17 protein-coding genes, 1 tRNA gene and 2 pseudogenes are annotated in these 18,007 nt (G+C 55.4%); 13 read left to right on the plus strand and 7 right to left on the minus strand.

Annotated elements, in window-relative coordinates; genetic code table 11:
• Positions 1–366, minus strand: a pseudogene (locus tag NW835_RS12985) (energy transducer TonB); the annotation flags it as partial.
• A 323-nt stretch (positions 367–689) separates the two neighbouring features.
• On the opposite strand from NW835_RS12985, the gene NW835_RS12990 reads away from it, so the two are divergent.
• Positions 690–974, plus strand: coding sequence for a DUF29 family protein (locus tag NW835_RS12990; RefSeq protein WP_414415504.1), 285 nt, complete (start codon positions 690–692; stop codon positions 972–974).
• A gap of 113 nt (positions 975–1,087) precedes the next feature.
• Here the strand turns inward: NW835_RS12990 and NW835_RS12995 are convergent.
• Positions 1,088–1,159 (minus strand) — tRNA-Met (locus tag NW835_RS12995).
• A 130-nt stretch (positions 1,160–1,289) separates the two neighbouring features.
• Between NW835_RS12995 and NW835_RS13000 the strand changes: the two genes are divergently transcribed.
• A complete protein-coding gene (locus NW835_RS13000; RefSeq protein ID WP_414415505.1) occupies positions 1,290–1,844 on the plus strand; it encodes a GDYXXLXY domain-containing protein in 555 nt (184 codons plus the stop codon).
• 37 nt (positions 1,845–1,881) lie between these two features.
• Here NW835_RS13000 and NW835_RS13005 read toward each other — a convergent pair whose 3' ends face one another.
• From NW835_RS13005 to NW835_RS13020, 4 genes and pseudogenes are all read right to left on the minus strand, one after another.
• Complete coding sequence (locus NW835_RS13005; protein WP_414415506.1) at positions 1,882–2,526, minus strand: Rho termination factor; 645 nt, start codon at positions 2,524–2,526, stop codon at positions 1,882–1,884.
• The gene (locus NW835_RS13010; protein WP_414415507.1) at positions 2,519–3,853 is read right to left on the minus strand and encodes an AAA family ATPase; all 1,335 of its coding nucleotides are present in this window, start codon (positions 3,851–3,853) and stop codon (positions 2,519–2,521) included. The genes NW835_RS13005 and NW835_RS13010 overlap by 8 nt, the downstream gene beginning before the upstream one ends.
• A gap of 26 nt (positions 3,854–3,879) precedes the next feature.
• Positions 3,880–6,087 carry a phosphoketolase gene (locus tag NW835_RS13015; protein WP_414415508.1) on the minus strand — a complete coding sequence of 736 codons (2,208 nt, stop codon included), beginning with the start codon at positions 6,085–6,087 and terminating at the stop codon, positions 3,880–3,882.
• A 79-nt stretch (positions 6,088–6,166) separates the two neighbouring features.
• Positions 6,167–6,409, minus strand: a pseudogene (locus tag NW835_RS13020) (hypothetical protein); the annotation flags it as partial.
• Positions 6,410–7,327: 918 nt separating this feature from the next.
• Here NW835_RS13020 and NW835_RS13025 point away from each other — a divergent pair.
• Genes NW835_RS13025 through NW835_RS13055 form a run of 7 tightly spaced genes read left to right on the plus strand, consistent with a single transcriptional unit; the run spans position 7,328 to position 13,856 of the window.
• Positions 7,328–9,406 carry a molybdopterin oxidoreductase family protein gene (locus NW835_RS13025; protein ID WP_414415509.1) on the plus strand — a complete coding sequence of 693 codons (2,079 nt, stop codon included), beginning with the start codon at positions 7,328–7,330 and terminating at the stop codon, positions 9,404–9,406.
• Between the two features lie 26 nt (positions 9,407–9,432).
• A complete protein-coding gene (locus NW835_RS13030; protein WP_414377628.1) occupies positions 9,433–9,900 on the plus strand; it encodes a nitrate reductase associated protein in 468 nt (155 codons plus the stop codon).
• A 55-nt stretch (positions 9,901–9,955) separates the two neighbouring features.
• Positions 9,956–11,119 carry a molybdopterin molybdotransferase MoeA gene (locus NW835_RS13035; protein WP_414415510.1) on the plus strand — a complete coding sequence of 388 codons (1,164 nt, stop codon included), beginning with the start codon at positions 9,956–9,958 and terminating at the stop codon, positions 11,117–11,119.
• 1 nt (position 11,120) lies between these two features.
• Entirely contained in the window at positions 11,121–12,059 is a 939-nt protein-coding gene (moaA, locus tag NW835_RS13040; protein ID WP_414415511.1) for a GTP 3',8-cyclase MoaA, read from the plus strand.
• 4 nt (positions 12,060–12,063) lie between these two features.
• Positions 12,064–13,131, plus strand: coding sequence for a cyclic pyranopterin monophosphate synthase MoaC (gene moaC / locus NW835_RS13045; protein ID WP_414335717.1), 1,068 nt, complete (start codon positions 12,064–12,066; stop codon positions 13,129–13,131).
• Between the two features lie 8 nt (positions 13,132–13,139).
• Positions 13,140–13,403, plus strand: coding sequence for a MoaD/ThiS family protein (locus NW835_RS13050; protein ID WP_414377620.1), 264 nt, complete (start codon positions 13,140–13,142; stop codon positions 13,401–13,403).
• Positions 13,404–13,856, plus strand: a complete 453-nt coding sequence (locus tag NW835_RS13055; RefSeq protein WP_414335721.1) for a molybdenum cofactor biosynthesis protein MoaE — start codon at positions 13,404–13,406, stop codon at positions 13,854–13,856.
• Between the two features lie 188 nt (positions 13,857–14,044).
• Here the strand turns inward: NW835_RS13055 and NW835_RS13060 are convergent, their stop codons facing one another.
• Entirely contained in the window at positions 14,045–14,338 is a 294-nt protein-coding gene (locus tag NW835_RS13060) for a transposase (protein WP_414415512.1), read from the minus strand.
• Positions 14,339–15,208: 870 nt separating this feature from the next.
• On the opposite strand from NW835_RS13060, the gene NW835_RS13065 reads away from it, so the two are divergent.
• From NW835_RS13065 to NW835_RS13080, 4 genes are all read left to right on the plus strand, one after another.
• The gene (locus NW835_RS13065) at positions 15,209–15,634 is read left to right on the plus strand and encodes a hypothetical protein (protein ID WP_414377615.1); all 426 of its coding nucleotides are present in this window, start codon (positions 15,209–15,211) and stop codon (positions 15,632–15,634) included.
• A 714-nt stretch (positions 15,635–16,348) separates the two neighbouring features.
• Positions 16,349–17,203, plus strand: a complete 855-nt coding sequence (locus tag NW835_RS13070) for a leishmanolysin-related zinc metalloendopeptidase (RefSeq protein WP_414415513.1) — start codon at positions 16,349–16,351, stop codon at positions 17,201–17,203.
• Positions 17,204–17,205: 2 nt separating this feature from the next.
• The gene (locus tag NW835_RS13075) at positions 17,206–17,589 is read left to right on the plus strand and encodes a hypothetical protein (RefSeq protein ID WP_414332533.1); all 384 of its coding nucleotides are present in this window, start codon (positions 17,206–17,208) and stop codon (positions 17,587–17,589) included.
• A gap of 66 nt (positions 17,590–17,655) precedes the next feature.
• On the plus strand, positions 17,656–17,991 hold the full coding sequence (locus NW835_RS13080; RefSeq protein WP_414337085.1) for a hypothetical protein: 336 nt from the start codon (positions 17,656–17,658) through the stop codon (positions 17,989–17,991).
• The last annotated feature ends 16 nt before the right edge of the window (positions 17,992–18,007 follow it).

Genomic DNA, 18,007 nt, shown 5'->3' on the forward strand with positions numbered 1-18,007 from the left:
AGGGGCAGGCGGCTGCGGCCGTGGCGGCTGGGGTTGGGGCGGAGGCGGTGGGGGAGCTTCCTGTTGGGGGGCAGCCTGGGATTGGGGTGGGCTGCCCTGGGAAGGGGGTGCTTCTACCCGCTCGCCCCCATCGCGGGAATCCACTTCTGAAACCAGCTCTGCTTCTTCCGGCGGCTCGAGATCTTCTGGCTCCAGCAAGATAAACTCAATGGCCTCTTGTTCTGGCTCGCGAATAAGCCAAAACCGACTCCAGTAGAGCAAGGCCAGCAGCGCCAGCCCATGCAGCAGCAAGGACAGCGCCACCATCCAAAAAAAATGGCGCGCTTCCTCCTCACGGCGGCGCTGCTCAACCCAGATGCTGCTCATGGCCAAGATTGCCCCTTCTTACCAACCCCTCCACCCAGCGAGTTCTTTTGCTGCAAACTCAGCCAAAGGACTTCGCCCCCCTGACGTAAGCAGGCTACACGCTAGGTAGTGTTATAGCATCCGAGCGGTTGGGCTTCCTGCGCAAAGGCGTACCTTCGGCTGGGGAAGGGATCCCACCTTGTAGCAGCAGTTGTGAACAACTCCCGGCACTCATCTTCGTTGAGTCAACACAACATGGCTGACGCCACGCTGCGCGAACCGATAGCGTACGGGCTTCACGCTTCCCAGACTTGTTGGTACAGAGGTCTTAGCGTGCTGCCACGGTGCAACCCACGGCGGGAAACTCTCCAGAGATTGAACTTGTTCGCCTCACTTGTAGCACGAACGGCTTTCATCCCGACACGGATTGGCTCTTCACCCATACAGTGCGGGTCTTCCCGCCGATTAAGCTAAAGCCTGAGCTTTTGGCAGCTCTGCCAGAGGCTTACCAAGACGGGAGCCTGTTGGTGGTGAAAGAAACGCCGCTCTCGGAAGAGGATCTGCCCGCCGAGTGTCCCTACCCACTTGAGCAGGTGCTAGATCTCGGCTTTTATCCGGGATCGGGATAGCTCAAGGGGCTTGGCTCGCCCTTGGAAATGCCGCCTCTTGCAACCTGAGAGCGAAAGCTAGAGCTCCAGCTCAACCTGTCCTCCAAAGGCTGCAACCAAAGCCTTGCTAGAGATGGCTCAGGCGTGATTTGAACACGCGACCCAGGGCTTATGAGTCCCCTGCTCTACCGCTGAGCTACTGAGCCGAGAAGACGCTTAACTAGGATAGCATCTTTATGGCTGGGAAGTCTGCCCTGAAAGAGGATCCCCCCAGGCATAGCTTCCTCCACAGCTTGGGGTAACTTGTTCCAGCAAGCCGCCTAGAACCGTGCTGTAATGAACACGCCCTCTCCTCGGCCTCCCAAGGGATCCCTCTTTTGGTTGGCCTTATTGCTGCAGGTAAGCCTGGTTGCGCTGGTGCCGACCCGGAAGGCGCTTACCCTTGCCACGGGAACCCCCATCTACTTGCAAATTGCTCCTCGGGATCCCTACGACCCCTTGCGGGGCCGCTACGTAACCTTGAGCTATGCCGTTGCCCAACTTTCCACTCTGAAGAAACTGCCCGGCTGGTCCCCTGAGCTTGGTAAGCCAGGGATCCTCTACCTGCGCTTGGCCCCTCCTGCCGGGGATCCTGCTCAACCTTGGCAGGCCGTTGGCATCAGTCGCGACCGACCCAGGGATCTGCGGCCTGGGGAAGTTGTCCTGCAGGGTTGGTTCGATGGGTGGCAGCTCAGGTTTGGGATCGAAGAGTTTTTCCTTCCAGAAGCGCTGGGAGAGGTTCTGGAAGAAGCAATCCGCCACCGCCCAGAAACCCTGCGGGCAGAGGTGAAGGTGGATCCCTGGGGCAAAGCAGCTCTGGTGGGTCTTTGGGCGGGGGAACGGCGGTACTAAAGGCCGGCCTTGTTCTGGAGTGGGGGGAGGATCCCTTTTAGCCCTCTTTCTTTTTCCGCGAGCGACTTGAGCTTGTTTTCTTGACGCTGGCGGATGTCGTGGTTTTTTTAGACGATTTCTTCTTACTAGGAGGTGGTGCTGTAGGAGCTAGGAAAAATACCTCCTTCAGAGCATCCAACTTTTTGCCTTGCGTAATTCTGCATCCTAGCTTGGTTATGGGAGTTAGATCCTGCCACCAGCTCCTATCCGCCTCCGCAATTCGCGCGGCTGCAGTGGTTACATCAACTCCCTTAAGCGGAGTGCCGGGCTGCTCAGCCAGGTATCTCAGCGCAGCCAAAATAGTTTCCCTAGAAGCCTCAGTCAGATTGACCTTCGGAACCCTTTCTCTGGCGAGAACTTGGGCCTGCTCCACCTGCTCCGGAGCTGGGTCAACAATGATACACCACAGCCTCTCCAGCCCTGCTTCTTGAGCAACTGCATAGACAAAATGGTTGCCAACGGCCTTGTACTGGTAGTCGCCAGCCTCGACCACTAGCAGCGGCACCCAGTTGCGCCCTCCTGTTGCCCTTAACTGAGCGGCTGCTGCAGTAACCAGGAAAGAGGGAGCAGAAAACCCCTCGGCAGGCATGATGCTCTCAAGGGGTAAGTTAACCAGCTTGCCGAGATCGGAGAACTCACTCATCGATAAAGTACTCGCCGGCGAGACTTTGGTAGTATTCTAAAATCCTTTTGTCCCTAAAAACAGCAGGAATTCGAGCGAAAGTGGCAGAAGATATCAGTGCATAGTCGGGTATAATGCATTTGTCTTCATTGCCCTTTTTAAGGAGCAGTCGGAAATACGGGGTTAAGTCCATATCTTTCTCTTGCTTAATAAGCTTTTGTATTTCTTCGTTTGCCAGTTTGGTAGCGTTTTGATTTTTCGAGGAGACGCCATTAAAAAAGATAGGCAAAGCGATAGGGCCTCCGTCATGTCGTGATTTAACAGTTTCTGGAATGAATTTGGTAATTACTCTAACAGCATTATTTAAAGAAGACAGATCGTCAGGTCGGGTAGGTATCAAAATAACGTCGGCAGCAAAAAGCCCACTTTGGCTGAAGTAAAGCCACTGAGTTGGGCAGTCGATTAGGATGTAGTCATACTCATGACGAAGGGGGGCAAGCAGATCCCGAAGGCGCCTGGTTCCTTTCTGGATATAGGCTGCATTTTGGCTGTCGGTCAGTTTCTCCAGCTCAGAGTCTCTTGGGATGAGGTTGAAGACGGAAACTATTCCCTTAGGTGTCTTGAGCCTATATGTCTGAACAATCGTGTGGACGTCTATCCTGGGATCCTTTAAACACTGCGTTAGTGTAACTTTTCCAGGAGTAGCTCCCAAGCTTCTTGTCAAATCTCCTTGGGAGTCAAAGTCAACAGCTAAGACTTTTTTCCCTTTATATGCTAATGCTCCTGCAAGGTTAATAACCGTTGTTGTTTTGCCCACACCGCCTTTATTGTTGTACACACATATGGTCAAAGCGCGCTCGTAGTTTTCTATCTTGTTTCGTAAATCATGCACGATGTTCTCAATGTTATCCAGGTCGATAGCAAGGTTTGCTGTAACAGGGTGAACAACCTTCCCGTGCCTCCTCCAGAGCTGGATGTAATTTGCATTGGTAATTATTCCCCACCTTGCTGATTTGCAATGCTCTCCAAGCAAGTACCTTTTTATTTGATCTACTGCATCTCTACAGGCAGCGGATCCCTCACTAAGATTGACTGTCCTGGACTTAACTTCCAAGAGAAGGTATGGGTTTTTCCTAGAGTTATAGAAGATATCTGTATGTTGTGTGTTTTTTCTAGCTGCAAAGTCTACTTCTCCGCACCCTGTTTCAAACTCCTGCCTGATCTCCAGGTCTCCAAAGCCTAGCTCATGGAGCAAGGGTCTGGCAAAATCTTGGACAATGACTTGCTCAACTCTCTCGCGGGGGGATATCCTCCCAAGCTTCTCTCGGAGGGAGATGACACTAGTCATAGACTGAAGGGATCCCAATGTGCCCCTCAGTCTAGCAGTTGCTTTGCCCTCTCTGCGAGTGCCTGGGCCGTTAGGCCGTTGTAGTCCATGAGTTCGGCAGGGGTAGCGGTGGTTTCGCCGCGTTTCCAGGCAAAAAGATCGCGCGGGCCGGTGTAGCGCAACAACAGGGGCTCCAACATCAGGCTGGATCCGCCAGTCACGCCGATAAGGGCTTCGCCGGCAAACCAGGCGGCAAACTCCTGGTCAGACATGAACTCTCCATCGGGTTGGGCACAGGTGGACCAGGCTATATCGCTGGGGCGGTAGAGACGGCGAGGGTTGACTACCGAAACAATTTTGCTGCCGATCCCCTGGGCCTGGAGCTGGTCAGCCGCCGCAAAGACTGGCAGGAGGATCATATCCCCCACCACAGCAAAGACCACAGTGCGGGATCCAGGCAGTTCCTGCAGCACAGTGCAGCCCTGCTCCACGGCTTGGCGCGCTTGTTCCAGGGTGGTGCGGATGGGCAGGGGGGTTTTGCTGGCAAAGATCGGGATCCCTTTGTTGAAGGTCGATAGGGCCCACTCGTAGGCGACTTGGGCACAGTTGGCGTCGGGGGGAAAGAGGGGGAAGATGTTGCCGTTGCGCATCATGGCCGCTAGATAGGCCTCGATTTCCGGGCGTTGGTGGGTCCAGCCGTTGCGTCCCTGTTCCAATGCTCCAGCTGTGAAGAGGGCAATAGCGGCAGGGGGGGGGCGACGCAGCTCCGCCATCGCCTGGGTTACCGTCTGCCAGATGGGCAGTCCGTTGACGGCAAAGGATTCATAGGAGCACCAGAGGGAGCGCCCGCCAAAGAGCGCCAGGCCCCCTGTCAGGCCAGCGCAGGCATCTTCGCTAAGGGGTTCGTAAACCTGGCCCTGGGGCTGTTGGTTGTAGAGGGGATCCACCGTGGGGTGGATGACTTTCAGGCCCTGGTTGACATTGGCAAGGCCGGAGGCCTCGTTGCCGTCAGCGTTGGCCACCAGAAAGTCAGGGTCTTTCTGCCCTACCTGCACTACTAGAGCGCCAATGGCCGTGGTGGAGACTTGCTTATCGCCGAGGGGGAACTCAGTTAAGTTGAGGGATCCCAGCGGCGGCAGAGGCCGGATAGACTCAGTGACCACCACCTTGGCTGCCGGCCCCCCAGCAGCCCGCTCGCAGTTTTGTCGCACCAGGGCCCAAGCTGCCGGATGCAGCGCCCGCGCTTGCAGAGCAGCCACAATCTCGGGGTTATCCAAGGTATGGTGGGCGTAGAGGTTGTGGGATTTGGATCCCTTGGCGTGCACGCCCGCCCCTTTCAGTTGCTTGAGGATGAAAACCGTCAGGTGGCCGCTTAGAGCTGACTGAATGGCCCGCTCCATTTCGGTCAGTACCCTCTGGGCAAAGGCCAAGCGGGCTTCCAGGGAAAAGAGAGTGCTGTCCACATAGGGGCCAGGCTGCTGGGCATCGTCGAAGTCTTTGGCATCCACCAGCACCACTTCCTCGAAGCCGTTGCCCCGCCAGTACTCAACCATCTGGGCGTTGGTGAGGGTGGAGATCATGCTGTGGTGCTCTTGGCTGTAGCCATTCCAGACCAACACCGGCAGGAAGTTGGTGCGCTGCGGGAAGGCGGTGTGAAAGTGGATCATGGAGCTCATCACGTAGGGCTCCCCCAGCCCCCCATCGCCGATGGTGACAGGGAAGAGGCGATCCGGGTAAAGCAAAGCAGCGGCCATGGCAAAGTGCTGCCCCTGCCCAAGGGGCCCTGCCGGCGCCAGCAAGCCGGGGATGTAGCCAGAGAGGTGACCCAGCAGCCCTTCCCGTTCCCGAAAGCGAGCCTGCAAGTCAGAGACGGTGTGGATGCCCATCTCGGCCAGGGATCCATCCAAGAACATGGCGGCATAGAAGCCGGGGGCGTGGTGGCCCACTTCGGTGGGAATGTTCTTTTGGCCCAGGTACACCAAAGCGGCATAGGCTTCCGCCTGGCTGGCAAAGCCCCCCGGGTGGCCCGAGGCTTTGCTGGCTGTCATCTGCAGGGTGAGGTAGCGCAACGCATCGGCATAGAGCAAAGTTTGGTAGGCGGCCATGCGACTGCCGGGATCCCGCAGCTTGCCTGTGGCAGCATCGACTGCAGGTTCCTGGCCCAGGCGATCGAATTCCGGCCAGGGATCCCCAAAGTATTGGATCCCTTCGCAAAAGGCGGGAACTTGGGCAGTTGCCTCCTGAGCCAGCGTCATGGTCGAGCCTCACTCTTTGTCGGGTTACTCCTCACTTTAAACCTGATAAGGCCTTTTGGATGTTGTAAACTACCCGCACTCATGCTGACGTATAAAGTACGGGCTCTTGGTAGCCCTGCAGTTGACAAGCCAACCACGGACCTCTGGGCTGGTTTGCGGCAGCCCCCGAAAGCGCAATCACAAAGGACTCCGTCCCGCTGACGCCAGTGGAGATGCAGTGGTCCACCCACGCTTGAAAGCGCCTCTCCCTGCCAGACAGCCGTTGCAACAGTTGCCGGCACCTGCGCCGTGAACTGCATGTGCCCTGACTGGCTTTGTGTTGAGGTAGACGAGGTGTACACTTCCCAGGCAAGTTTCTTGGATAGGGATGAGCTACCTAACTACGGTGAAAGACCCGACCGGTGGCAAGCATCTGGGAAGTGGATAAAGCGGGGACTGTGCCAAACAGCCAAAGGGTGGTTAGTGAACGCTGATGCTAACGCTGCGGCTAACCTACTGAGAAAAGTAAGCAGAACTTTGGGGCTTTGCCTCGAGGGACTGTCTAAGGGCGGTTTGACAACACCTTTACAAGTCCGTTTGTGGGCTACTTAAGAATCTCCCGACTTCAGTCGAGGGAGTGTCAACTAGCTGTGCTCGGTGGCGGATTAGGAGCGGCAAAGCTGCTCCCTTCTGGAAAAGGGGAGTGTTCTGCGTGCATCTGAACGCAAAACTATCTGACTGCAAAACTTAGCCCCTTGCTGTGGGCATTGACCCTGGCAGCAAGCAGGAAGGGTGGACGGTTAAATTCTGTAGCTCACATGTGCCTCGACATCCAAGTGGACACTGTGACTTGGATGAAGCTATGGATCCCTGAGGCAGCAGGTTTCATCAGAAGCGATTTGTAGGTAAGGGATGCCTCCTTGAGCCAAGTGCGGCCGGCCCGTTGCTGCTCAATCTAGCTATCGCTTGCTGAGTTTGAGGGCTGATCTGGAGCAGAAAGCACCTTTTATGCTGAATGAGCATTTTAAGATGACATAACTGCATAATAGGTAACAAACGGTAGCACACATTACCAAAGATCTGGAGGCGACACCCCTATATTGGCCTGCGTGAAGGGCTTGAGCATGGCCGCGCCCTTCCCCGCTTGGCTGTCGGGATCCCTGAGGCGCCCAAGCTTTGCAACCCAAGCAACAAAGTCCTCGACTTTCTCCACCGTCACTTTGCCCAGGAGGAGTAAACCAGCTTCAGATGAGAATCAGCAATGGATAACGTGCGTAGCCTCTGTCCCTACTGCGGGGTTGGTTGTGGCCTGGAAATTCTGGCTGGCGGCACAAGAATTCGTGGGGATCGGTCTCATCCCTCCAGTCAAGGCATGGTTTGTGTTAAGGGTGCCACTCTTCTCGAAACCCTTGATCACAACCGTGCCACCGTGCCTCTTTATCGCTCCAGCCTCCGCGATGATTTTCAGCCGATTAGCTGGGATCAAGCGCTGGATTTGATCGTGGAGCGCATTCGCCAGAGTCGCCCCGAGCGAATTGCGATCTATGGTTCAGGGCAGTTGCATACTGAAGATTATTACGTTGCCCAAAAGCTACTCAAGGGCTGCCTGGGCAGTAATAACTTTGACAGCAACTCGCGCCTTTGCATGTCCTCTGCCGTGGAGGGCTACTGCCAAAGCTTGGGTTCAGATGGCCCTCCCTGTAGCTACTCTGACCTCGATAGCTGCGAGCTTGCCTTTTTGATCGGCACTAACACCGCTGAGTGCCACCCAATTTTGTTCAATCGCCTGCGCAAGCGCCACAAGAGTGACCCGAGTTTGAAGGTGGTGGTTGTGGATCCCCGCCGTACCGAGACGGCTGAGGGTGCAGATCTATATCTTGGGATTGCTCCAGGCAGCGACATTGATTTGCTCAATGGTATCGCCCACTTACTCATTCAGTGGGGGGCCATCAACCACGACTTCATTGCCCAACACACCGAAGGCTTTGAGACCTATGCAGCTCTGGTGGCCGAGTACACTCCTGCGCGTGTGGCTAGTCGCTGCGGCATAGAAATTGAGGATGTAATTGCCCTCGCTCGACTCTGGCAGCACTCCCGGAAAACCCTTTCCATGTGGTCAATGGGGCTTAACCAGTCCAGCGAAGGTACTGCCAAGGTTACAAGTCTTATCAATCTCCATTTGCTCACTGGCCAAATAGGCTTTGCGGGGGCAGGGCCGTTCTCGCTGACGGGGCAGCCTAACGCCATGGGCGGCCGAGAGGCGGGTGGCTTGGCCCACCTCTTGCCCGGCTATCGCAAGGTTACGAACCCGGAAGATCGCGCTGCTGTGGAGCAGTATTGGCAGCTTGGCCCAATCAATCCTGAGCCTGGCCTCGATGCTCTCGGGATGATTGGCGCTCTGGAGGCTGGCGCCCTGGATGTTTTCTGGATTGCCGCCACCAACCCGCTGGTGAGCTTGCCCGACCTGCACCGGGTAGCAGCAGCGCTCTCGCGATCGCCTTTCACGATTGTCCAAGATGCCTACTTTCCTACCGAAACCACTGCCTACGCGCATCTGGTGCTGCCTGCTGCTCAGTGGGGTGAAAAAACGGGCACCATGACCAACTCCGAGCGCCGCGTTACCCTCTGTCCGGCGTGGCGCCATCCCCCCGGTGAAGCACGGGCTGATTGGGAAATTTGGGCGGAAGTAGGCCGCCGTCTGGGCTTTGCCAAGGCGTTTAGCTTTGCCGATAGCGCAGCAGTTTTTGCCGAATATGTCGGTCTTACTGCTGGGCGTCCCTGTGATCTTTCTGGCCTCAGTCATGAGCTCCTGCACCAAGGCCCCCAACAGTGGCCTTATCCCCGTACTGGACCAATCGAGACCCGCAACCTCTATACCAATCACCACTTTCCAACGCCTACAGGTCGCGCTCGTCTCATCGCCAGTCATTCACACGGCCTTGCCGAACCACCGGATCCCGACTATCCCTATGTCCTCACTACAGGACGCCTCTATGGCCATTGGCACACCCAAACCCGTACTGGCCATGTAGCCAAAATTCGAGCAATGCACCCCCAGCCTTTTCTCGAGATTCACCCCCGTGATGCTGACAGGTTAGGGCTCACCGAGGGCGACTGGGTAAGGGTTGAATCACGGCGAGGCAAGGCTACCCTCCCGGTTAAAATAACCCGGGCGATCAGCCCCGGCACGGTATTTATGCCGATGCATTGGGGACCATTGTGGGGTGAAGATACCGCCTGCAATGCCCTCACCCACTCGGTTGCCTGCCCTAGCTCGAAGCAACCTGAACTTAAAGCCTGTGCCGTCAGACTTCGTCGCATCGAACCCCTGTCAATCTAAGCCCACTTTATGTCTTGGGTAACGCGATGATCTTTCAGTTCGAGCAAGACTTTGCCGATAGCCTCCGCTGCATCCCTATGGTTGTGCGCTTGAAGCTGGATCAGTGTGGCATCAAACTCAAACTATATCAGTGGCTGCGTTTTAGTCGTCAGCAGCGCCAAAGCTTGATTGACCGACCAACTGATACTGCTGCCGACCGTGCTACCTACCGCGAGTACCTGATTCACCTTATTGAAAATGTCTGCCAAGAACAACCTAGTGAGCTGCCTGTTGATCCAAAACCGGCTTGGGAAGATGCCACCGCAATCCCTGCCAGCGTCCTTGAGCAAGCAGCAGCCAGGGGGGTTGTGCTGACCCTTGAGCTGTGGCAAAAGCTAACGCCCTTGCAGCGCTTTGCCCTCATTAAGCTTAGTTGCTCCAAGCACGAAAACCGTAACTTTGTACCTGCCTTTCAGGAATTCTCCTCACCTTGGAGCCAAGATAAGCGCTGCTAGGGTAGGTGCAGCTCATACTCGGACACTCCATTCGTTGGCCTTACTTTCAGCGCTTATGATCAGCGTCCAAGAAGCTGAAGCCGTTATCAAAGCCCAGTGGCTGCCACCTAGAACCGAGTCGATCCCAATCGCGAAGTGCGCAGGCCGGGTTCTTGCTGAGCCGATCTATGCCGATCGTGACTACCCGCCGATTAACCGCGTCATGGTGGACGGCATTGCCATTAACTACGCTGCCTATGCCGCTGGGCAGCGCCGCTTTAGGGTTGCGGGCATGGCTGCCGCTGGGGTAGGCGCTGCCACGCTGGCCGACCCGCAGCAGTGCTTCGAAGTGATGACCGGCTGTCCCCTGCCGCTGGGTAGCGATCTTGTCGTCCCCTACGAGCAGATTCGTATCGAGCAGGGAGTCGCTACCATCACCTATGAAGTTGAGCGCAGCAGAGGTGATTTTATTCATCGACAAGGCAGCGACTGCATCGCAGGGGCACTCGTTCTCCACCCCGGCATTACCCTCAAGAGCGTTCATATCGGCATTCTAGCCTCCTTCGGCTACAGCCATGTCCAAGTCGAAGCAGTTCCCCGCATCAAACTTGTAGCCACAGGTGATGAATTGGTCTCCATCGAGCGAACCCCCACACCCTATCAACTGCGATGCTCCAACGCTTACGCCCTCAGGGCTGCTCTCCTCGCCTACGGTTACACCGAGGTCGAGATTGACCACATCCCCGATGATCCGGCTAGCATTATCGCCCACTACCAAACTAACACCCAAAGCTATGACCTCTTGATTTACACCGGCGGTATCTCGAAGGGAAAACGCGACTATTTACCTCGAATTTGGCAACATTGTGGCGTTACTGGCTATATTCACGGTGTCGCCCAAAAACCAGGCAAGCCGATGTGGTTTGGCATTGATCATCAAGCTGACACCATTGTCTGGGGGCTACCAGGCAATCCTGTCTCAGCTCTTGTGTGTCTGCATCGCTATCTGCTGAACCGCACTGTTTATTCCGGCTATCTGGGTGAGACCATTACCTTTGAGCCTAATCTCACTTTTTTTGTACCTGCCAAGCTTGGTAGCAACCAAGCCCTCACACTAACCATGCCTCAGAGCTCTGGCGACTTTGTTGCTCTGGCAACCAGCGATGGCTTTGTAGAGCTCCCCCAAGATCAAGTGGTCTTTAAGGCTGGCGAAGTCTTTTTATTCTATCCCTGGTACTAGGATGCAACTAGTTGATCAATGGAACCGCCGCATTCGCAAGGTGAGGGTCTCCCTGACCGATCAATGCAACCTGCGCTGTCGCTACTGTATGCCCCTGTATCCTGAGTTCATGGACAAAAGCAGCTATCTAAGTCCGCAGCAATACAAAGACATTATCGGTGAGCTGCTGGACTATGGCATCGAGGAAGTTCGTATCACAGGTGGCGAACCTCTGGTTCGGCGCGAGTTTGCCGAAATCATGCAGGGGCTTGCTGAGCTGAAAATTCCCTCCCTCAGCCTCACGACCAATGGAGTGCTGTTGCACCTCTACTGGGATGTCCTTAAAGCTGCCAATGTTCATAATCTTAACATCAGTCTCGACAGCCTTCAGCCTGCTACTGAAGCCTGGATCACACACCGAGACTGCCTTGCCGATATTCTTCGTAATATCCGGGAGGGTATTGCTCAGGGGTTTAGCATCAAGCTCAACACAGTTCTGATGCGCGGCGTCAACGATCATGAGCTGTTTGATTTTGTTGAATTTGCTCGCGAGACAGGTGTGACAGTTCGCTTTTTGGAGCTGATGCGGATTGGCTATGCCAACCATATTTATGATGAGCGCTACATTTCAGCACAAGAGTGTATTGCTCGCCTAAAGGAACGCTATACCCTAACCCAGCTGCCGACGGTACCTGATTCTACAGCATTCTACTTCACAGTCGATGGGGCTGCCAAAATCGGATTTATTGCCTCCGAGTCGCAACCTTTCTGCAGCACCTGCTCGCGCTGGCGCTTGACCGCCGATGGACGTCTCTTTGCTTGCCTATTTACCGAAAACGGCTTGCCAATCCGTGATGCGACACCAGCACAACGCCGACAGATTTACCAACAGCTTTTAGGGATGAAGCCAATGCGCAGGATCGAGCAGGTTTTACATCCGATGTACAGTTTAGGGGGCTAGATCTATGGGTGAGGCTGATCGTGTATGGGCGCATCTTGATGCTCAGGGCCAACCGCAGATGGTGGATGTCAGTAACAAATCTGCATCTTTGCGAGTAGCGACAGCTCAAGCAATAGTTCAATTGCCGCCTGCTTTGAGTACATATATTGTTGGTCAAGATATTTACCTCGAGAAAGGAGTGGTGTTTCAGACAGCAGTTATCGCGGGTACTATGGCTGTTAAAAAGACTGAGCAACTGATCCCTTTTTGTCACCAGATTCCCGTCGAGAGCTGCACCTTTGATATCAAAATTGATGATCGCTTGCTTGTAACTGTTCACTGCACCGTCAAAACCAGCGCCAAAACAGGCGTTGAAATGGAGGCCCTCTGTGGTGCTTCGGTAGCGGCGCTGACGATCTACGACATGTGCAAGTCGGTGTCACCCCACATCTGTATTCGAGAGACCCGCCTAGTGACCAAGTCCGGCGGCAAAAACGCCCTCCTGGAGCGTCCTCTCTACGGTCTGGTACTTACAGGGGGACAGAGCAAGCGCATGGGCCGGGATAAGGCTCTGCTGAACCACACTGGCAAACCGTATGCTGCCTATCTCTATGAATTGCTACAACCCTACTGCCAGCGAGTTTATCTATCAGCGCGTGCCGGTCAGTGGTTGAGCACGCCACTGGAGTTGCTGCCCACGCTGCCGGATCAAGTAGAAAGCGTTGGCCCAATCAGTGGTCTGCTGACTGCCCTGAACACCCATCCCGAAGCTAACTGGTTAGTTGTTGCTTGCGATCTCCTCAATCTGCAAGCAAAGACAATCCAAAAGCTACTGGAGCACTATCAAGCTGAAACGGTTGCGACCTGTTATGCTAACCCCAAACTTGGCTTTCCAGAGGCTCTCTGTGCAATCTATACTCCTCAGGCTGCAGCAGTGCTGAGGGCTGCCTATGCAGCCGGGGTATACTGCCCTGTTAAAGTCCTTGGCGACCAACCCTGTACCCTAGTTACCCCTGACTGTGAGGCCGAACTGATGAACGTCAATACCCCAGAGGAGTATGCTGCCTTTGAACGTCTTTTAAGCCCAAGGTAATCGAAACTATGACAACTCAGTCCATCCTGACCAAAACTGTAACTATCCAGTATGTGGCGATGCTGAGGGAGCAGGCTCAACGAAGTAGAGAAGTGCTCCAAACCAATGCAGCAAGCTACCTGGAGTTGTATCAGCAGGTGAAGGCGAAGTATGGCTTCCCGCTGGCAGTGGAAGATATTAAAGTTGCTGTCAATCATGAATTTTGTGACCTAACTAGTCCGGTTGACGACCACGCCTTCGTAATTTTTATTCCGCCAGTCTGTGGAGGTTAGATGCTTCGGTTTTTGATTAGTGATACTGCTATCCAAACAACCGAGCTCAGCCGCTTACTTGCCGATAGCACAGCGGGTGCCCTCGTAACCTTCGAGGGTTGGGTGCGCAATCACAACAGGGGAAGGACTGTTCTCAGCTTAGAGTACGAAGTTTATGAAATCCTCGCCGAGAAGGAGGGCGAAAGGATCCTCCGGGAGGCCTGCTCTAAGTTCAATCTCTGTGGCGCTATCGCCTGTCACCGTCAGGGCCATCTTGCGATTGGCGACATCGCAGTGTGGGTTGGTACTACCGCTGTCCATCGAGCTGCTGCCTTTGCTGGAACACGCTACATCATCAATGCCATCAAGCATCGGCTGCCAATCTGGAAAAAAGAGTACTATCGTGACGAGGAACCGCAGTGGGTTTTGTGCCAAAAAACACCCTCGCTATTCGAACAATCATTTGATGAATAATTTCTAGGCTTTCTAGGCTGGCGTTAGAGAGTGTCATTGTTTGAACCAGGAGCAGTGTGGGGATCCCTGGCATGGACTTGGCCAGGCGGTGGTTCTTCACCTGCGAATCCTCATACGCCACGACGTTGTTCGACAAAGCGCTCTGCACCGCCAGAGGCGAGCACTACGTACCGGCCCAGCTTCATGGCTCAGTCTCTACGCTGGCGCTGGACTTTCAGGTGTACCTTGCCCAACCTCTTTCTCCATTTCTGGTAGAAGTTCCGCTCAGCTCCCTTGACGAATATCCTGCTCAACTTGCGTTGATGTCTTTTCAGCCGCTTATCGCTCCGGCGCAAAAACTTGGGACAATCTACCGTGTTCCCCTTGCGGTCGGTGTAGAAGTGGTGCAGCCCCAGATCGAGACCCACCATCTGGCCGGTGTACTTGCCCTGGGCCCAGCGCTCTCTGTCGAGGCAGGAGGCAGAACTGGGCGTAGTATCCATCCGCTCTGCGCACCAACCGCACCCGGTTGATCTTGGAGCCGAGGATAAGCTGTCTGGCTTTGCCGTTGCAGTACAAGGCAAAGGTACCCGCCTGGTTGCCGTCGGTGAAGGTGATGGCCATCCCGTCAGGTGAAAGTTTCTACTCCGACTGCTTGTACTCACTTGTACTCAACGGATACGAATGGCCTCATTCAGAGCTCGGTACCGCTCTGGTCTTCCGTTGAGCAGCTTGGCTTCCCTAGCTAGCATGAAACATCACACGCTCGCACGGATAAGAAAGACAGCACTTCATCCCCATAGCTAAAGCTAGGGGCCTTCGCGCATCGCTTTCCGGCTAAATGAAAGGGACAGCCTGGGGCAGAGGTTCGGTTGCAATGGGCCGTCCTCACCATTACCTACAATATCTAGTGTCTCAAACCCTTTAACTGCCTATTTTCCCCCAATATACAGATGAAAATTTGCTGGCTATCGACCGGCTTCCCTTGTCCTTTACCTTGGAGATACTTGAAGGAGGAGATCTGTGCCCCTTTTTGGAAAGCTGTGGTACATTCGAGGGAGGCCAGAGCTGAGCCTTTCCGAGAAGCAGGCTAAAGGCTTTTTGGAGCAAAGGGCTCTGCTGCAATGGCTTAAGTTTGTAGGGCTGTTGGCTTTTTCTCATCTTGATTGTCTGAGGTTCTCTGGTTTTGTTTGCTCTAGTCTTAGACTTGTTGGGGATGGCCACTTTCTAGAGGATTTGCGATGGTTGGTTAGCTGTTGTTGAGCATTACTTCTAATTGCTTCTTGCCTGTTGTCAATCCGCTTGCTCCTCAAGACCGACTGCCCATGACAGACACTCGTCCTTGTGCACCCTGTATCGTAGATAGCGGAATTTTGGTTAATAAGCGGGATATTTACCGTCTCCTAGCGGATCTGGGGCGGGTTCGCTACTTCGATATCGTCGATGGTTGGGTGCGAAAGCAGGGGGAGGGCTATGTGATGGAGGTGTTTCAGGATGCAACGGCGGCTACCTTGGTGGCCAATCGCAGCCTTTACCTAAACCTCAACAGCTTCGACTACGCCTGCTTGCGGGATCCCTCCCCCTCGGAGGTGGCAGGCATGGAGGGGGAACGGCCCAGCGTGGTGATTGATCTGGTTCAGGAGAGCCGCATCTTGCGTTTGGTGCCTCTGTCAGATCCGCTATCGGATCCCGCGCAGTTGTGGGCGGACACTCAGGCGTTGCAGGCGGCAGCGGCGGACGCTTTGGGGGCGGGCTGGAGCCTAGAAGAGGAAGACAGTTCTTGCGACCCGCTGGATTGAAAGGACTCAAAAAAACAGGCCGCCAGACTCATCTTCGCTCACTCTTAAGGTTACTGTTATTTCAGCTTGCGTCGGGCACTGAAGGTGCTGGGAGTCGAGTGGAACAGTACCTTTGGGTAAAAGGAAACTACCCCGCAAGAGGAAACACTTGGGGAAATGAGCACAGCTCCTAGCGTAGTGACAGGTGGTGAATAGTGGTTAGTAACTGGTGACGAGTCACTAATCACTAGCCACTAGTTAGTTAAGTGCTGTTGTGGAACCAGGAACAAGAATCCTCGCCCTTTAGGGCGGGGGAGTATGTTCATTAGCGAGTTGGCTGAGACATTTCCTAGGCGTTTGCCATCGGTTGGGTTTTTCACCGTTTTGGGTGCTTGTCTAGGAATGGCATGCCTCGTCAACAGCTATACCATTGGCAAGCAACTGAGGATCCAGAGGGGTTTCCCCAGCCTCCTAGAGATCACTCCTCGGGAATGGGTATGGGTGGCAGAGCCTAGGGCAAATCCTGCTCGGCAAATGCGGGCAACCGCTATGATCCGTCTGGGCTGTGGGGCCTTTGGAGGCAGTGTGAAGGGTTTTCGGAAGCTTGGGGGGAGAACGTGGAGCTTGCGCCTGCTCGGATCCCTGATAGCTGTACTACTGCTACTGCTGCTCAAAGCGTGCGGGGGAGGGGGTGGTTTCCCCCCTTCTTCTCCTCCGACTGCCGTTCCCACCCTTTTGCCTTCACCGATAACTGCCCCTGTTTCTCAGTTCACCATTGACGTTCGTTTTCCCGACAACAGCCTCACTCCCAGCCAGCAAGCCATTGTCCGCAGCGCGGCCTTGAGGTGGCAGGAGATCATCGTCGGGGATCAGCCGGATCTGGGGCCCACCAACATCCGGGCTGGCGAGTGTGGTGCGGGGGCTCCCAGCACGCCGCTCGATTTCCCTATCGACGATCTATTGGTGGAGGTGCGGGCAAGAGACCTGGGCAACGAGCGGATTTTGGGGGGAGCGGCTCCCTGTTTTGTGCGGGCCTCCAATGGCCTGCCTTTCTACTCTGTGGTTGTGTTCAACAGCCGAAACCTCTCGGCTTTGGAAGAGCGGGGCGACCTGCCCATTACTGCTTTGCACGAGTTGGGCCATGCGCTTGGCTTTTTGCCCAGCGTCTGGGATCCCAAGGGGCTGACGGTGGGCTTGGTGGGGCGGGATCAGCCGACGCCGCCGGGCTATGACCCCCACTTTATTGGCCCGCGGGCGGTTGCCGCTTTTACCACGTTGGGGGGGAATGCCCCTTCTGTTCCCTTAGAGAACCAGTTTGGGGAGGGATCCCGCGATTCCCACTGGCGGGAGAGCGTCTTGGGGCGGGAGCTGATGACCACCCGCCTCGACCGGGGGGTGCCCAATCCCTTAAGCATCCTTACGGTGGGAGCGATGGCAGATATGGGCTACGCAGTGAACCCGGCGGCAGCCGATGGCTTTGAGCTGGGGCGCAGCCGGCCCCTCTCGGAACCCCTGGAGCTGCAGGAGCTGGAGCTGGCCCTACCGCTGCGGCGCTTCGATGCCACAGGCAGACCGGTGGGGGATCCCTGAGGTTGAAAAAAGCATATCTACCTATAGCCAAGCTGCCCGTTCTTAACAATAATGAGTGGCCAGTTGCAGAACGTTACGACATCGGCAAAATGGGCATTCTCAAAAAGCTGTTCGGCGGTCTTTTTTCCTTCTTTGGCATTCTCTTCGGCGGTCTGGTGGATTTTGTAACCGGGCCTTTTCGCTCGGCGCCTGGACAATCCGCTCCAAGCCAGTCGGCAACTTCCTCTAACTCTGCGGCAACGGCTGCGCCTGCCAAGCCCAAAGTGGTGGTCGAAAGGCCCTTTGTGCCCAACGAGATCCCGGCTCCGCGTCCTAACCGTCGCCCTGGCCCAGCTCTAGATCTGTTCCGCGCCATGGCCCAAGAGATCCCGTCGGCGCGGGCCTAGCTTGCCCTGCTTTTGGGGAGCAGCTCGTAAGATGGAGATGGCCCTGTATTCTGGAGACTGCTCCCTATGTCGGATCTTTCTTTCTCAGAACAAGAACGGCTAAAACAGCTTGAGCGCGAACTGGAGCAGGCGGCTGCGGCCTCTGGGGCGCTGAGCTCGTCTCAGGGGAAAAATGCCGTTCGCACTTGGGCTGAGTGGGGGCGTCCACTGCTGACGGTTTTGGCCATTTTGGGCTGTATCTTGCTGGTGGGGCTGGTCTTCCGGGTTTTCACCACTGTTCTCAAGTGGGCGGTGGTGGTGGGTCTGGGCTACCTGCTCTACGTCTGGGTGGTGGCGCCGCGGCTGGGCCTTCCCACCGGAGCAAGGCCAAAGGCAGAAGACAGGGATCTGGACAGCTTTTGATGCGCAGGGATCCCTG

Origin of the sequence: Synechococcus sp. OH2 (assembly GCF_047462155.1) — a bacterium.
In the GTDB taxonomy this organism is placed as follows: Bacteria; Cyanobacteriota; Cyanobacteriia; order Thermostichales; family Thermostichaceae; genus Thermostichus.

Excerpts from the sequence above, each read along its gene's own strand:
- NW835_RS13000 (WP_414415505.1), top strand. The coding sequence starts at position 1,290 with ATGAACACGCCCTCTCCTCGGCCTCCCAAGGGATCCCTCTTTTGGTTG.
- NW835_RS13005 (WP_414415506.1), bottom strand. The coding sequence starts at position 2,526 with ATGAGTGAGTTCTCCGATCTCGGCAAGCTGGTTAACTTACCCCTTGAG.
- NW835_RS13010 (WP_414415507.1), bottom strand. The coding sequence starts at position 3,853 with ATGACTAGTGTCATCTCCCTCCGAGAGAAGCTTGGGAGGATATCCCCC.
- NW835_RS13015 (WP_414415508.1), bottom strand. The coding sequence starts at position 6,087 with ATGACGCTGGCTCAGGAGGCAACTGCCCAAGTTCCCGCCTTTTGCGAA.
- NW835_RS13025 (WP_414415509.1), top strand. The coding sequence starts at position 7,328 with ATGGATAACGTGCGTAGCCTCTGTCCCTACTGCGGGGTTGGTTGTGGC.
- NW835_RS13030 (WP_414377628.1), top strand. The coding sequence starts at position 9,433 with ATGATCTTTCAGTTCGAGCAAGACTTTGCCGATAGCCTCCGCTGCATC.
- NW835_RS13035 (WP_414415510.1), top strand. The coding sequence starts at position 9,956 with ATGATCAGCGTCCAAGAAGCTGAAGCCGTTATCAAAGCCCAGTGGCTG.
- moaA (WP_414415511.1), top strand. The coding sequence starts at position 11,121 with ATGCAACTAGTTGATCAATGGAACCGCCGCATTCGCAAGGTGAGGGTC.
- moaC (WP_414335717.1), top strand. The coding sequence starts at position 12,064 with ATGGGTGAGGCTGATCGTGTATGGGCGCATCTTGATGCTCAGGGCCAA.
- NW835_RS13050 (WP_414377620.1), top strand. The coding sequence starts at position 13,140 with ATGACAACTCAGTCCATCCTGACCAAAACTGTAACTATCCAGTATGTG.
- NW835_RS13055 (WP_414335721.1), top strand. The coding sequence starts at position 13,404 with ATGCTTCGGTTTTTGATTAGTGATACTGCTATCCAAACAACCGAGCTC.
- NW835_RS13060 (WP_414415512.1), bottom strand. The coding sequence starts at position 14,338 with ATGGATACTACGCCCAGTTCTGCCTCCTGCCTCGACAGAGAGCGCTGG.
- NW835_RS13080 (WP_414337085.1), top strand. The coding sequence starts at position 17,656 with ATGTCGGATCTTTCTTTCTCAGAACAAGAACGGCTAAAACAGCTTGAG.